Consider the following 14,598-nt stretch of genomic DNA (forward strand, 5'->3'; position numbering starts at 1 on the left):
GTCTCCGCTCGCAACAGTGAGAAGCGCGCGAACGCGCGCCGTCTCATGTTACGCGCGCATCGCGACGAAATCCGAAACCGTGCGACACCACGGATACCGCAAAAGAAAAAGCCGGCGGCTGCCGGCTTTTGAGCTTCTTTGTTGGGGCGCTGGCCTCTTTCGCCTGCTACTCGCCGCGTCGTCGATAAAAACTCGCGCTTTGGTTTTTTGTTCTCGCGCTTCGCTTTTACCCGTCACCCGGTCGAGTGCCGCCCATCCTGTTCGTCGGTCTCTCAGCGCGTTTTGCTGCTTCCCCCCGTGCGCTGGAATAAGTATTGCCAAGCGCCATTCCTAAGAATGTACGGTTGCAAACACATCCGCAATTGATAAGCACATTGAGGGAAAGTACTGATCCCGCCGCGATATTCAGCCCGCCGACGACACCGCCTGCGCGTGCCCGATGTCCGAACGCATGTTCGCCGCGACGAGCGATTGCGTGACCATGCGCGCTTCGGCCTGAGCGATGTGCTCGAGCGTCGCGACTTCGAGTTGCTCCGCCAAGACGTCGAGCGCGGCGCACAGGCGCGCGTGTTCATCGGCGTTGAGCGTCCACGCGCCGTCGGCGGAATGACGCGCATCCAGTTCGACCAGCGCCTCGTGCGCGAGCGTGATGTCGTCTTCGAACTCCGGCGCGTGGCCGAGCTGGCAAAGCTCCTCCGCGACCAGCATATGACGGCACAACGTCATGAAGAGCGGCTGCGAGCCGTGCCCGCGATCGAACGCGTCGAGCGCCGCATAGCAACGCAGCAGCATCGCATCGATCATCGGTTCGCGCGCCGCGCGGCTGTACGTCAACGCGCGCAAGAGCGGTGACATCGCGGGACGGGCGGATTTCATGTTTGTCGATTTCTTCTTCACGGCAGGGCTCCCGAAAGAGGTGTTCGCGCGGGCCGGCGCAGTCTGCTGCGCCGGGACGCTGTATTTGCTGGATGCGTTTGGCGTGGAAAGCATCATCGCACCGGAAAATTAGCTCTGTCTTAAGGCGCGCGACCGCTCGCTCAGGCGGGCGTCAGCGTTTCGCCGGACACGTGCACCTTTTGGCCGACCGCCACGCCCGGCGCGGCTTCGTAGTTGAAGCTGCGCACGCTGCCGTCGTTCATGCGGACCTGCACCTGATAGGTCGTCGACTTGTGAACCACGTGTTCGATCTGGTTCCCGGCCAGGCCGCCGCCGATCGCGCCGATGATCGTCGCCGCCGTGCGTCCGCGGCCATTGCCGATCTGCGTGCCCGCGAGCCCGCCGACCACCGCGCCGCCGATCGCGCCGATGCCGGTCGTCGGCTGCGCGGCCTGCACGGCGTTGACGGCGGTTACTTCGCCGGCATACGGGTCGTAGGCGGGCGCGGGATTCGGCGTGTAGGACGTGTTTTCCTGAACCGGCGGGGGCCTGTGCACCGGCGTCGGATGATGTCCGCGCACGGCGCGCGGCAACGACGCAGGTTGCTGAGCCGCGGCCGGCGAAGCCTGCGTGACAGGCACGGCCTTGGCCGTCTGGGCATCGACGAGCGGCGAGGCCGTGACCGTCGTGGCGGTCGCCTTCGACGACGGCAGGAGGCCTGTCATCGCCGCGACGCCGGTGCCGCACGCGAGGATGATCGACACGGCGGCTGCCGCGACGAGCGGATGAATGCGGGACGGCTTCGTTTGAATCTCGGGAACGGCGTTCATGGCAAGCGACTCCTGTGGGTGCCTGCCAGCTATAACGCCGACCGACGCAGGCGGTGCACGCGATTGCTGTGACATTTGTAAGCAAACGTCGCAGCGCGCACGGTTTCGAATCGGCTTAGGGCGAATACATATGTTGCAGTAATTTTGTTAATGGCAACATATGTATCACTTCACAAGGAACGAGGTCGTCATGAAATCCACGCCGCTGCTCGCATCGTCTGTCGCGTTCGCCGCGCTATCGCTCGTCACGGGCGCGAGCTACGGCCAGGACGGGCAGCCGACGCTCGCGAAGATTCAGAGCGTCAACCTGATCGCGATCGGCCATCGCGAAACGTCGGTGCCGTTCTCTTATGTCGATGCGAACAACAACGTCGTCGGCTTTTCGCAGGACTTGTGCAACAAGGTGATCGATGCGGTCAAGGCGAAAACGAAGCACCCTGATTTACGCGTGCGCTTCATCCCGGTGACGTCGCAGAACCGCATCTCGCTCGTGCAGAACGGCACGGTCGATCTCGAATGCGGCGTGACGACCAATCTCGTGTCGCGGCAGAATCAGGTCGCGTTTTCCGACACGTTCTTCGTCGCGACGACGCGCCTGCTCACGAAGAAGGATTCGGGCATCAAGGATTTTCCCGATCTCGCGGGCAAGACCGTCGTGACGAATCAGGGCACGACGTCCGAGCGCATTCTTCGCAAGATGAACGAAGAGAAGAAGATGAACATGAGCATCATCAGCGCGAAGGACTACGGCGAGGGACGCGCGACGCTCGAAACCGGCCGCGCGGTCGCCTACATGATGGACGACGTGCTGCTCGCGGGCACGCGCTCGCTGACCGCGAAGCCGTCGGACTGGGTGCTCGTCGGCACGCCGCAGTCGTCGGAGGCGTACGGCTTCATGATGCGCAAGGATGATCCGGAATTCAAAAAGCTCGTCGATGACGCGATGAGCCAGGTGATGAAGGGCCCCGAGATCAAAGCGATGTACGACAAGTGGTTCATGAAGCCCGTCCCGCCGAAGAACATCAACTTCGACTTTCCGATGAGCGAGACGATGCAGAAGCTCTACGCCGAGCCGAACGACAAGGCGTTCGAGTAACGATGCTTATTCGTTGAAGGGCAGATCGGTCTGCCCTTCGGCGCGCATGCCGAAGGTATTGAGCGTCATCGCGACGAGCGCGTAATAGCCCAGCAAGCCGACGAGATTCACGACGACCGTATGACCGAAGCGCGCGACGGCGGCGTCGTAGGTCGCATCGCTCACGCGCTTCGTTTCGTAGAGTTCGGTCGCGAAATCGAAGATGAGTTTGTCGTCGGCATCGGTGAAAGCGGGCGTCTGGCCGCAGCGCAGAGCTTCGGCGATATCGGCGGGGAGGCCGGCATCGAGCGCGATCGGATGATGGATGTGCCATTCCGCCTGCGAGCGCCAGCGCGCCGCGGTCACGAGAATCGCGAGTTCGGAAAGCCGCAGCGGCAGGCCCGTTTTGTAGCGACAGAATGCGCCGAGTTTCTGCGCGTTCTGCGCGAGTTCGGGGCTGAAGATCCAGCCGAGAAAGGGGCCGTTGAGATTGCCGCGCGGGCCGCTCAGGATGTCCTGCAGCACAGCCTTTTGTTCGTCGGATGCGGTGGCGGGATTGAAGTCGGGAAGTCGTTTGCTCATGATCATTCTTATGCGATAGCGGAAAGCGCGCCGTCGATTGCATCGGAGAGACGCTCGACGATCGTCTCGATCTGTTCGCCCGTCGTGATGAACGGCGGCGCGATGAGCACATGATCGCCGATGCGGCCATCGACGGTGCCGCCCATCGGATAGACCATGAGGCCGCGCTTCATCGCCTCGCTCTTGATCACGGCGTGCAGCTTGTGCTTGGGGTCGAACGGCGTCCTGCTCTCGCGATCCCGCACCAGTTCGACGCCGGTGAAGAGTCCGCGCCCGCGCACATCGCCGATGAACGGGTGATTCTCCTGACGCTGGCGCAATGCTGCGCGCAACTGCTCGCCGCGCGCCTTCACGTTGTCGAGCAGTTTGTCTTCGGCGATGACGTGTTGCACTTCGAGCGCCGCCGCGCACGCCGTCGCGTGTCCGATATACGTGTGCCCGTGCTGAAAGAAGCCCGAGCCACCGACGATGGTGTCGAATATCTCGTTGCTGACGAGCGTCGCGCCGATCGGCTGATAGCCCGCGCCGAGCCCCTTCGCGATCGCGAGAATATCGGGCGATACGCCGTCTTCCTCGCACGCGAACAGATAACCGGTGCGGCCCATGCCGGACATCACTTCGTCCAGGATCAGCAGCACGCCGTACTTATCGCAGACCGCGCGGATCTTGCGGAAGTACTCGCGCACCGGCGGCACCGCGCCCGCCGTCGCACCGACGACCGTTTCCGCGACGAACGCCGCCACCGATTCCGCGCCGAGTTCGAGAATCTTCGCTTCGAGCTCGTCGGCGAGGCGTTGCGCGAAGACTTCGTCGGTTTCGTCCGCTCGTTGCTCGCGATACGCGAAGCAGGGCGTGACGTGATGCGCCTCGATCAGGATCGGCAGGAACGGCTCGCGACGCCATGCGTTGCCGCCGATGGCGAGCGCGCCGAGCGTGTTGCCGTGATAGCTCTGCCGCCGGGCGATGAAATGCCGCCGTTCGGACTGGCCTTTCTCGACGAAATACTGGCGCGCGAGTTTGAGCGCGGCTTCCATTGCTTCCGAACCGCCCGACACGAAATAGACGTGACCGAGATTCTTCGGCGCGGCTTCGACGAGCAGGTCCGCGAGCGCTTCGGCGGGTTCCGTCGTGAAGAACGACGTGTGCGCGTAGGGCAATTGCTGCACCTGGCGCTGGATCGCATCGATCACGCGCGGATGACTGTGACCGAGACACGAGACGGCCGCGCCGCCGCATGCGTCGATATAGCGCTTGCCCGTCGAATCGACGATCTCGATGCCGTCGCCACGAACCGCGACGGGAAGCTTGGCGCGCGGCGCGCGATGAAATACCGTGGACATGATCCCTGCCTTTTGAATGCGCTCGCAACACGCGATGTGTGATTTTAACGCTTCAACAACATTTGTTGTCAAGTGTGCGTGCATCGGCAACGTGTTGCGCGCCCGGTCAGCTTGCCGCGTACGCGCCTTGCGAGTGCAGCGCGGCTTCGGCCTGCTCCAGATTGGCGACTGCATCCTTGCCTTCGAGCGCGAGCAGATGCGCGACGAGCATTTCCGCCAGCGCCGACGCCGCGACGAGCGACGGAAAGAACGACGGCGATTCGTGCGAGAAGATCAGCGTGTGATCCGCATTCAACGCGATGGGCGACACGGCGCTGTCCGTGAGCGCGATGAGTTTCGCGCCGCGCTCGATCGCCGCCTGCGCGACGCGCACGGCTTCGACGGAATACGGCGCGAAGCTCACGACGACCACGGCGTGCCGCTTTTCGATGCCGCGCAACTGCATTTCGAGCGTGCCGGCTTCGCCGCTGACGAGGCTCACTGACGGGCGGAACAGGCGATAGCCGTAGAGCAGGCTGAACGCGACGGGATAACACGAACGAAAGCCCGCGACGTGGACATGCGGCGCTTTCTTCAGCGTCTTCGCCGCATCGACGACGCTCTCGGCGTTTTGCGCGAGCGTGAGATCGAGGTTGTGCGATTGCGCTTGCGCGAGATCGCGGCTCAGGTGATTGTCGGCGCCGCTTTTTACGAGCGAGCGGGCGCGCGTCGTCAGCGGTTCGGGACGCGTGCGGACTCGGCTCACGAAGATTTCGCGGAGTTCGTTCCAGCCGGGAAAGCCGAGCTGTTGCGACAGGCGGACCATCGCGGCGGGTTGGACCTTCGCGCGTTCGGCGACCTTGCGCATCGAGAGGACGGCGACCTCGTCGGGATAGTCGAGAAGAAACGCGGCGCCGGCCTGGAATTGCGGGCTCAGGTCGGGGAAACGATCGCGGATGGTCGCGGCGAGTTGGTCGAAGGTGGGCACGTTCTAGATGCTTGAGGAAGCGGATGCGCTATTTAAGCATGAGGGGGATGGGGAACGCGCGCGTGAGGAAGAAAGCAAAAAGCCGCTGTCCTTGTGGGACAGAGGCTTTTTCTTGAAGCTGGTGGCGAATCAGGGACTCGAACCCCGGACCTGCGGATTATGATTCCGTCGCTCTAACCGACTGAGCTAATTCGCCGAAAGAAGACGAGATTATGGCGAGCGTCGTACAGGCTGTCAACCCCTTCCACGCGAATTCTTAAGAACCGCGTGGAAGGGCAGGCGAAGCCCGCATCAATCCTCGTGATAGACATTCGACTTGCGCGTGTCCTTCACGAACAGCATGCCGATCACGAACGTCGCCAGCGCGATCACAATCGGATACCACAAGCCGGAGTAGATATCGCCCCTGGCCGCGACGATCGCGAAGGCCGTCGCAGGCAGGAAGCCGCCGAACCAGCCATTGCCGATGTGATACGGCAGCGACATCGACGTATAGCGGATCCGCGCCGGGAACATCTCGACCAGCATCGCCGCGATCGGCCCGTACACCATCGTCACGAAGATCACGAGGATCGTCAGCACCACGATCGCCATCGGCCAGTTGATCAGCGCCGGATCGGCTTTCGCCGGATAGCCCGCGCTCTTCAGCGTGCCTGCGAGCGTCTTGTCGAAGGCCGCGCCTTGAACCTTGGCGTCGGCGGCCTTGCCGTCGTACGTGTTCACCACCGTCTCGCCGACCTTGATCTGCGCCTGCGTGCCCGCCGGCGCCGCCACGTTCTCATAGTTCAGACCCGCCTTCGACAGCGCGCTCTTCGCGATATCGCAGGAGCTCGTGAACTTCGCCGTGCCCACCGGATTGAACTGGAACGAGCACTCGTCCGGATTGGCGATCACGACGATCGGCGACTTCTGCGTCGCGGCTTCGAGCGTCGGATTCGTGTAGTGAGCGAGCGCCTTGAAGAGCGGGAAGAAGCTCAACGCGGCGATCAGACAGCCCGCCATGATGATCGGCTTGCGCCCGATGCGGTCCGACAGCGAACCGAAGAACACGAAGAACGGCGTGCCGATCAGCAGCGCCACGGCGACCATGATGTTCGCGCTGGTGCCATCGACCTTCAGCGTCTGCGTCAGGAAGAACAGCGAATAGAACTGGCCCGTGTACCACACGACCGCCTGGCCCGCCGTCAGACCGAAGAGCGCGAGCAGCACGATCTTCAGGTTCTTCCACTCGCCGAATGCTTCCGTGAGCGGCGCCTTCGAGGTCTTGCCTTCCGCCTTGATGCGCTCGAACACCGGCGACTCGTGCAGCTTCATGCGAATCCAAACGGACACGGCGAGCAGCAGGATCGACACGAGGAACGGAATGCGCCAGCCCCACGCGCCGAACTGTTCTTCGCCCATGATCGTGCGCACCGCGAGAATCACGATCAGCGAGATGAACAGGCCGAGCGTCGCGGTGGTCTGGATCCACGCCGTCCACGCGCCGCGCTTGTTCGAAGGCGCGTGCTCCGCGACGTATGTCGCCGCGCCGCCGTACTCTCCGCCGAGCGCGAGACCTTGCAACAGCCGCATCGCGATGAAGATGACCGGCGCCGCGATGCCGATCGTCGCGTATCCCGGCAGGAAGCCGATCAGGAACGTCGACAGACCCATGATCACGATGGTCACGAGGAACGTGTACTTGCGCCCGACCATATCGCCGAGCCGGCCGAACACGATCGCGCCGAACGGACGCACCGCGAAGCCCGCGGCGAAGCCCAGCAAGGTGAAGATGAAGCCGGCCGTCGGATTGACGCCCGAGAAGAAGGTCTTGCTGATATAGACGGCGAGCGAGCCCGCCAGATAGAAGTCATACCATTCGAACACCGTGCCGAGCGACGAGGCGAAGATGACTTTCTTCTCCTCCGCCGTCATCGGTGCGTGTGACACGCGCCCCTCAACCGTAGCCATGTATCGTCTCCTGATTTGAATTTTCGAATACATCGGTCCGCGACTAGGCGGCTCCGGTGCAAAGATTATTGGAACGAAAACTTACGGCGTTCTGACGCGGTGACTAACGGGCAACATCGAGGCTATAACAGGGATGTTCGCGGAATTGGCGGGCATGTGTTTCGAACGATCGTTTAAATTCTTTTAATCTCGTTCTTCTCGCGCGAGCAAAACCGCTGCGCGAGACTTACGCTCAGGGTTTGTCCCGGGCAGGAAAAACCCGCTGGAGGCTGACCCGTACAAGGGTTCCGGCGAGTCTCGGGCTGTCCTGATACACATGATCCTCGATGGCGAGCGAGCCGCCGTGCATCGTCGCGATCTCCTTGACGATCGCAAGGCCGAGTCCGCTGCCATCGCCCTCGCGCCCGAGTATGCGATAGAAGCGTTCGACCACGCGCGTGCGCTCCGCCGCCGGAATGCCGAGGCCCGTGTCTTCCACTTCGAGATGCACGAGATCGAGATCGTTATCGTCGGTCCGCACGCGCACGGTGATGCGCCCGCCCGCCGGCGTGTAGCGGATCGCGTTGTCGATCAGGTTCGACAACATCTCCCGCAACATCACGACGTTGCCTTCCACTTCGACCGGAAACGGCGGCTCTTCATAACCGAGGTCCATGCGCTTCGCGAGCGCGGCCTGAACCCAGTCGCGCACGGCGAGCCGCGCGAGATCGGTCAGCACGATGGGCGTGAATATCTGCCCCGTCGCACGATTCTCGGCGCGAGCGAGCGCGAGCAGTTGCGTCACGAGGCGCGCGGCATGCTCGGAACTCATCGCGATCTGTTCGAGCGAGTGCTGCACTTCCGTCGATACATCCTGGCGCATCGCCAGTTCCGCCTGCATGCGCAGGCCCGCGAGCGGCGTCTTCATCTGATGCGCGGCATCGGCGATGAAGCGTTTCTGGAACTCCATGTTCTGTTCGAGGCGCGTGAGCAGATCGTTGAACGACGCGACGAGCGGCGCGATCTCCGGCGGCGCGCTGCCCGCCTGGAGCGGCGAGAGATCGTCGGGGCGGCGCGCGCGGATGTTCGACTGCAGCGCATGCAGCGGCGCGAGCCCGCGCGACAGCCCGAACCATACGAGGATGATCGCGAGCGGCAGGATCACGAACTGCGGCAGGATCACGCCCTTGATGATGTCGTTGGCGAGCTGGCTGCGCTTGTCGAGCGTCTCGGCCACCTGCACGAGCACCGGTTGCGCGCTGTCCGGATCGCGGCCGGGCGCGAGGCCGGGCAGATCGACGGTCGTATACGCGACGCGGATGTCGTTGCCGCGCAGCACATCGTCGCGAAACTCGACGATGCCCGGCTGCGGACGATCGTCGTCGTGCGGCAAGGGCATGTCGCGGTCGCCGCCGACCAGCTCGCCGCGCGTGCCGAGCACCTGAAAGAACACGCTGTCGACGTTGTCGGCGCGCAGGAAATCGCGCGTCGCGTCCGGAAGCCGCAATTCGGCGACGCCGTTGACCGGCTGAATCTGGCGCGCGAGCACGTAGGCGTCGGCTTCGAGCGCGCGGTCGAACGGCCCGTTCGCGATCGACTTCGCGACGAGATACGTTACCGCGATGCTCATCGGCCAGAGCAGCAGCAGCGGCGCGAGCATCCAGTCGAGAATCTCGCCGAAGAGCGAGCGCGGATGCGTCTCGTCGTCGGGCTCGAGTTCGTCGGGCGGCGCGAAAGGGTTGGCATAGCGCGCGTCGCGCTGGGCGTCGGAATCGTCGGCGCTCGTCTTCGCGTGGTTCTTCGACTCGGGCGATTCGGTGGAAGCGGGCGACGCCATGCAGGCTACTTATAGTGTTGGCCGGCGGCGACGCCCGACGGTTGCGGGCCCGCGCCGTTCGTGCCGGGCGCCGTGACGCCCGCTTTCTCCAGCGTGTAACCCAGGCCGCGTACCGTGATGATCTTCGCGCCGCTCGGCTCGATCTTTTTGCGCAACCGGTGCACGTAGACCTCGATCGCGTTATTGCTGACTTCCTCGCCCCATTCGCACAGATGATTGACGAGCTGTTCCTTCGACACGAGCCGGCCGGTTCTTTGCAACAGCACTTCGAGCACGCCGAGCTCGCGCGCGGACAGATCGATGACCTGATCGCCGATCGTCGCAATCCGCCCGACCTGATCGAAGGAAAGCGAGCCGTGCTTGACGACCGTCGGGCCGCCGCCCGCGCCGCGCCGTGTGAGCGCCCGCACGCGTGCTTCGAGCTCGTTCAGCGCGAAGGGTTTGGCCATATAGTCATCCGCGCCGAGATCGAGGCCTTTGACGCGTTCATCGACGCTGTCGGCGGCGGTCAGGATCAGCACGGGCATCTGCGAGTTGCGCGCGCGCAGGCGGCGCAGGACTTCGAGGCCGGGCATGAGCGGCAGGCCGAGATCGAGTATCAGCAGGTCGAAAGTCTGCAGGGAAAGCGCGGTGTCCGCCTCGACGCCATGCTTCACATGGTCGACGGCGTATCCCGATTGGCGGAGTGATCGGACGAGGCCGTCCGCGAGTATGCTGTCGTCTTCGGCAATGAGGATTCGCATCGTCGTGTGCGCCTTATATTGCCGGCACCGTTTGTCGCCCGGCGCGGCGGTCTCCAGGTGTTTCGTAGTTTTAGCGCGTCTCGCGCGGCGTGGAAAAAAAGCTGCGCCACGCGGTTGCATGCTTGCAAAAACTACTGTTTTTTTATACAGTGTCTGCGTGAGTGTGAAGCGTGGTTTCGTATGCTCGATCGAGCAACGGAAAAGCCCGTGAACACTGCCTCAGACGCCGTTCATCATAGCAAAGGACGATTCATGGAAGAAAGCAAGAAAGGCCCGGCTGGAATGACTGCGGAAAAGAGCAAGGCCCTGGCCGCCGCGCTCTCGCAGATCGAAAAGCAATTCGGCAAAGGGTCGATCATGCGGCTCGGCGCAGGTGAGGCGGTCGAAGACATTCAGGTGGTTTCCACCGGTTCGCTCGGACTGGACATCGCGCTCGGCGTCGGCGGCTTGCCGCGCGGCCGTGTCGTGGAAATCTACGGTCCGGAGTCCTCGGGCAAGACCACGCTCACGCTGCAAGTGATCGCGGAGATGCAGAAGCTCGGCGGCACGGCGGCGTTCATCGACGCAGAACACGCGCTCGACGTGCAATACGCGCAAAAGCTCGGCGTGAACGCGCAGGATCTGCTGATCTCGCAGCCGGACACGGGCGAGCAGGCGCTGGAAATCGCGGATGCGCTGGTGCGCTCCGGCTCCATCGACATGATCGTCATCGACTCGGTCGCGGCGCTCGTGCCGAAGGCGGAAATCGAAGGCGAAATGGGCGATTCGCTGCCGGGTCTGCAAGCGCGTCTGATGTCGCAGGCGCTGCGCAAGCTCACCGGTACGATCAAGCGCACGAACTGCCTCGTGATCTTCATCAACCAGATTCGCATGAAGATCGGCGTGATGTTCGGCAACCCGGAAACCACCACGGGCGGTAATGCGCTCAAGTTCTATTCGTCGGTGCGTCTGGATATCCGCCGTATCGGCTCGATCAAGAAGAACGACGAAGTCATCGGCAACGAGACGCGCGTGAAGGTCGTGAAGAACAAGGTGTCGCCGCCGTTCCGCGAAGCCATCTTCGACATCCTGTACGGCGAAGGCATCTCGCGTCAGGGCGAAATCATCGATCTCGGCGTGCAGGCGAAGCTGGTCGACAAGGCCGGCGCCTGGTACAGCTACAACGGCGACCGCATCGGTCAGGGCAAGGACAACGCGCGTGAATTCCTGCGCGAGAATCCGGACATCGCACGCGAGATCGAGAACAAGATCCGCGCATCGCTGGGTGTCGCCGCGCTGGGCGAGGCTGCTGTCGCAGGCGCTGCAACGGCCGACGACGAGTAAGCATCAGGCTTGAAGGACGATGCAGAAGCGTCGGTTCGGATCGAAGGCTGACATGGCGGATGACGGAACCGAGAGCGGTTCCGACTCTGCCGATCGCTACGAACGAAGCAGCGAGCGGCGTGGTGCATCGTCGAAGTCGAGCGGCTTCAAACGCAGTAACAAGCAGCGCGCCGACGCGAAGTCATTCGCGTCGGCGCGTCGCGTTTTTGAGCCCGTGAACGACGGCGAAAAAAGCGAGGATGCGAGCGATCGCGCCGCGCGTCTCGAGCAAGCACGCGCGTTGCTGAAGCAGGCGACCGAGCAGCCGAAGGCACGTCCCGTTGATAGCGCGCCGCTGGCCGCCACGCCCGCAAGCAAACCCTCAGAACCCGATCTCACCCCCTTCACGGACCCGTTCGAAGACGCCGATCCTTTCGAGCCCTTCGAGCAATGCGCGCCTGCCGAGCAGGCAGGTGGCGAATCGGCGAAACCAGTCTACAGCCGCTCCAGTCAACGCACCCGAAAGCCTTCGGCGAGCGAAGCCAACAATCCCAAACGCCCGCAGCGCTCGCTGAAAGGGCGTGCGCTCGCGTTTCTCTCGCGGCGCGAATACAGTCGGGCGGAGTTGTCGCGCAAGCTGCGCCCGTACGTTGACGAAGCCGATTTGCTCGAATCGCTGCTCGACAGCCTCGAACGCGATGGCTGGCTGTCGAACGAGCGCTTTGTCGAGAGCGTCGTGCATCGGCGGGCGTCGCGTATGGGTGGCAGCAGGATCATCAGCGAGTTGAAGCGCCATGCCGTCGGCGATGAGCTCATCAGTGAAACCGCTGACAAACTCGCGCAATCCGAAACCGCGCGCGCCCAGGCCGTGTGGGAGAAGAAGTACGGCGTGCGGCCCGAGACGCCTGCCGAACGTGCGAAGCAGGCGCGCTTTCTGGCCGCGCGCGGCTTTTCGAGTGGCACCATCGGGAAGATACTGAAGGGCGGCGACGAGGACTGGAGCGAAGAGATCGTCGACGACTGAATGTCGGCCTGTCTCAGCCGAAACCGCACGCACGTTTCATTCGTGGAACGCATGTCCGGCTCCAAATACCCAATATGCTAAAATTCCACGGTTTCCCCCGTACCGGCTCACTTCCAGCATGCCTCTCTCGCCTCCCGCTCCCCGACAATTGCGCCACCGTCGCGCGATTAGGCTGGAAGCGTTCGAGCGTGACGACGGCCTCTGGGATATCGAAGCCTGTCTAACCGATGAGAAGCCGCGCGACTTTCGCCTCGCCACGGGCGTCCGGCCACACGGCCTGCCGATCCATGAACTCTGGCTGCGCATCACCATCGACCGCAAGCTCACCATCGTCGACGTCGAAGCATCGTCGGACTGGTCGCCCTATGGCGCTCTGTGCGCCGAGTCCAATCCGGTCTATCGCAAGCTCATCGGGCTCAATCTGCTCCAAAGTTTTCGCCGCGAAGCCAACAGGCTCTTGCGCGGCGCGGCCGGCTGCACGCATCTCACCGAACTGTGCGGCGTCTTGCCGACCGCGGCCATTCAGGCATTCGCCGGCGACGTCTGGAAGATCGAAGACGGCAATCCGTTCAATCAATCCGACGCCGCCAATCCCTCCACGACCGCACCGCAGGACGAGCCGCCGTTTCAGCTCGGCCGGTGTCACGCGTTGCGTTTCGACGGCCCCGCGGTCAAAGAGTATTACCCGCGCTGGTTCGGCCACGCACCCGCCGGTCAAACGGACACCGGCACAAAGGTACAGGACAGGCCGGAGACAAAGTCCGCCTCGTAGCGCGCAGGCAGCGCTTGCGCGCACGCATGGAATTCAAACAAGAATCGAAAAAAAAGCGGTTCAAGCACATAGAAGTTCACTCCAACTCTCAGACTGAAGGAATCACGCATGAAGATTCACGAGTACCAGGGTAAGGAAATCCTGCGGAAATTCGGCGTCGCGGTCCCGCGCGGCAAACCCGTGTTCTCGGTGGATGATGCGGTCAAGGCCGCGGAAGAGCTGGGCGGCCCGGTTTGGGTCGTCAAGGCGCAGATTCACGCCGGCGGCCGCGGTAAGGGCGGCGGCGTGAAGGTCGCGAAGTCGATCGAACAGGTCCGCGAATACGCGAACCAGATCCTCGGCATGCAGCTCATCACGCACCAGACCGGCGCCGAAGGCCAGAAGGTGAATCGCCTGCTGATCGAAGAAGGCGCGGACATCAAGAAGGAACTGTACGTCGGCCTCGTGCTCGACCGCGTTTCGCAGAAAGTCGTCGTGATGGCGTCGAGCGAAGGCGGCATGGACATCGAAGAAGTCGCGGAAAAGACGCCCGAACTGCTGCACAAGTTCGCCGTCGAGCCGTCGACCGGTCTGCAAGACGCAGACGCCGATGACCTCGCACGCAAGATCGGCATTCCGGACGCATCGATTCCGCAAGCGCGCGCGATCCTGCAAGGTCTGTACAAGGCGTTCTACGAAACCGACGCGTCGCTCGCGGAAATCAACCCGCTGATCCTGACCGGCGAAGGCAAGGTCATCGCGCTCGACGCGAAGTTCAACTTCGATTCGAACGCGCTCTTCCGTCACCCGGAAATCGTCGCTTACCGCGATCTGGACGAAGAAGATCCGGCGGAAGTCGAAGCGTCGAAGTTCGACCTCGCGTATATCTCGCTCGACGGCAACATCGGCTGTCTCGTGAACGGCGCGGGCCTCGCGATGGCGACGATGGACACCATCAAGCTGTTCGGCGGCGAGCCGGCCAACTTCCTCGACGTCGGCGGCGGCGCGACGACCGAGAAGGTGACCGAAGCGTTCAAGCTGATGCTGAAGAATCCGAACCTCAAGGCCATTCTCGTGAACATCTTCGGCGGCATCATGCGCTGCGACGTGATCGCGGAAGGCGTGATCGTGGCGTCGAAGGCCGTGGACCTGAAGGTGCCGCTCGTCGTGCGCATGAAGGGCACGAACGAAGACCTCGGCAAGAAGATGCTGGCCGACTCGGGCCTGCCGATCATCTCGGCGGACAGCATGGAAGAAGCCGCGCAGAAGGTCGTCGCGGCAGCCGAAGGCAAGTAAGCGCGGTTTCGCTTACCGAGCCTAAGAGAGCGTTCCACCAGATACG

Annotated in this window: 14 protein-coding genes and 1 tRNA gene; 6 read left to right on the forward strand and 9 right to left on the reverse strand. The window is 63.1% G+C overall.

Going from position 1 to position 14,598, the window contains the following annotated elements:
* Nucleotides 1-405: 405 nt before the first annotated feature.
* Nucleotides 406-897, reverse strand: coding sequence for a hypothetical protein (locus IAG25_RS27140; RefSeq protein ID WP_187607572.1), 492 nt, complete (start codon nt 895-897; stop codon nt 406-408).
* Here IAG25_RS27140 and IAG25_RS41530 point away from each other — a divergent pair.
* Complete coding sequence (locus IAG25_RS41530; RefSeq protein ID WP_255503957.1) at nt 875-1,009, forward strand: hypothetical protein; 135 nt, start codon at nt 875-877, stop codon at nt 1,007-1,009. The two genes, IAG25_RS27140 and IAG25_RS41530, sit on opposite strands and share 23 nt — an antisense overlap.
* Before the next feature lie 28 nt (nt 1,010-1,037).
* Here IAG25_RS41530 and IAG25_RS27145 read toward each other — a convergent pair whose 3' ends face one another.
* Nucleotides 1,038-1,706: a glycine zipper 2TM domain-containing protein gene (locus IAG25_RS27145; protein WP_187607573.1), complete on the reverse strand. Its 669-nt coding sequence runs from the start codon at nt 1,704-1,706 to the stop codon at nt 1,038-1,040.
* 190 nt (nt 1,707-1,896) lie between these two features.
* Between IAG25_RS27145 and IAG25_RS27150 the strand changes: the two genes are divergently transcribed.
* Nucleotides 1,897-2,802, forward strand: a complete 906-nt coding sequence (locus tag IAG25_RS27150) for a glutamate/aspartate ABC transporter substrate-binding protein (RefSeq protein WP_187607574.1) — start codon at nt 1,897-1,899, stop codon at nt 2,800-2,802.
* A gap of 6 nt (nt 2,803-2,808) precedes the next feature.
* On the opposite strand, the gene IAG25_RS27155 is transcribed toward IAG25_RS27150, so the two are convergent.
* The 7 genes from IAG25_RS27155 to IAG25_RS27185 all read right to left on the reverse strand — a co-directional run bounded on the left by IAG25_RS27155 (nt 2,809) and on the right by IAG25_RS27185 (nt 10,179).
* Nucleotides 2,809-3,363: a carboxymuconolactone decarboxylase family protein gene (locus IAG25_RS27155; RefSeq protein ID WP_375336540.1), complete on the reverse strand. Its 555-nt coding sequence runs from the start codon at nt 3,361-3,363 to the stop codon at nt 2,809-2,811.
* Between the two features lie 8 nt (nt 3,364-3,371).
* Nucleotides 3,372-4,703: an aspartate aminotransferase family protein gene (locus tag IAG25_RS27160; protein ID WP_187607576.1), complete on the reverse strand. Its 1,332-nt coding sequence runs from the start codon at nt 4,701-4,703 to the stop codon at nt 3,372-3,374.
* A gap of 106 nt (nt 4,704-4,809) precedes the next feature.
* Nucleotides 4,810-5,670, reverse strand: coding sequence for a MurR/RpiR family transcriptional regulator (locus IAG25_RS27165; RefSeq protein ID WP_187607577.1), 861 nt, complete (start codon nt 5,668-5,670; stop codon nt 4,810-4,812).
* Between the two features lie 119 nt (nt 5,671-5,789).
* Nucleotides 5,790-5,866, reverse strand: a tRNA-Met gene (locus tag IAG25_RS27170).
* Nucleotides 5,867-5,961: 95 nt separating this feature from the next.
* Nucleotides 5,962-7,620, reverse strand: a complete 1,659-nt coding sequence (locus IAG25_RS27175) for an MFS transporter (protein WP_187607578.1) — start codon at nt 7,618-7,620, stop codon at nt 5,962-5,964.
* A gap of 232 nt (nt 7,621-7,852) precedes the next feature.
* Nucleotides 7,853-9,436 (reverse strand): sensor histidine kinase, encoded by a 1,584-nt coding sequence (locus tag IAG25_RS27180; protein ID WP_187607579.1) that lies wholly within the window; start codon nt 9,434-9,436, stop codon nt 7,853-7,855.
* A gap of 5 nt (nt 9,437-9,441) precedes the next feature.
* A complete protein-coding gene (locus IAG25_RS27185; protein WP_187607580.1) occupies nt 9,442-10,179 on the reverse strand; it encodes a response regulator transcription factor in 738 nt (245 codons plus the stop codon).
* A 252-nt stretch (nt 10,180-10,431) separates the two neighbouring features.
* On the opposite strand from IAG25_RS27185, the gene recA reads away from it, so the two are divergent.
* From recA to sucC, 4 genes are all read left to right on the forward strand, one after another.
* Nucleotides 10,432-11,502: a recombinase RecA gene (gene recA / locus IAG25_RS27190; RefSeq protein WP_035497811.1), complete on the forward strand. Its 1,071-nt coding sequence runs from the start codon at nt 10,432-10,434 to the stop codon at nt 11,500-11,502.
* Between the two features lie 19 nt (nt 11,503-11,521).
* On the forward strand, nt 11,522-12,505 hold the full coding sequence (gene recX / locus IAG25_RS27195) for a recombination regulator RecX (RefSeq protein ID WP_187607581.1): 984 nt from the start codon (nt 11,522-11,524) through the stop codon (nt 12,503-12,505).
* A gap of 118 nt (nt 12,506-12,623) precedes the next feature.
* Nucleotides 12,624-13,277, forward strand: a complete 654-nt coding sequence (locus tag IAG25_RS27200) for a DUF2889 domain-containing protein (RefSeq protein ID WP_187607582.1) — start codon at nt 12,624-12,626, stop codon at nt 13,275-13,277.
* Between the two features lie 93 nt (nt 13,278-13,370).
* Complete coding sequence (gene sucC, locus IAG25_RS27205) at nt 13,371-14,552, forward strand: ADP-forming succinate--CoA ligase subunit beta (protein WP_309243970.1); 1,182 nt, start codon at nt 13,371-13,373, stop codon at nt 14,550-14,552.
* Nucleotides 14,553-14,598 lie beyond the last annotated feature (46 nt).

It is taken from the genome of Caballeronia sp. EK, from assembly GCF_014384845.1.
GTDB classification, from domain to species: domain Bacteria; phylum Pseudomonadota; class Gammaproteobacteria; order Burkholderiales; family Burkholderiaceae; genus Caballeronia; species Caballeronia jiangsuensis.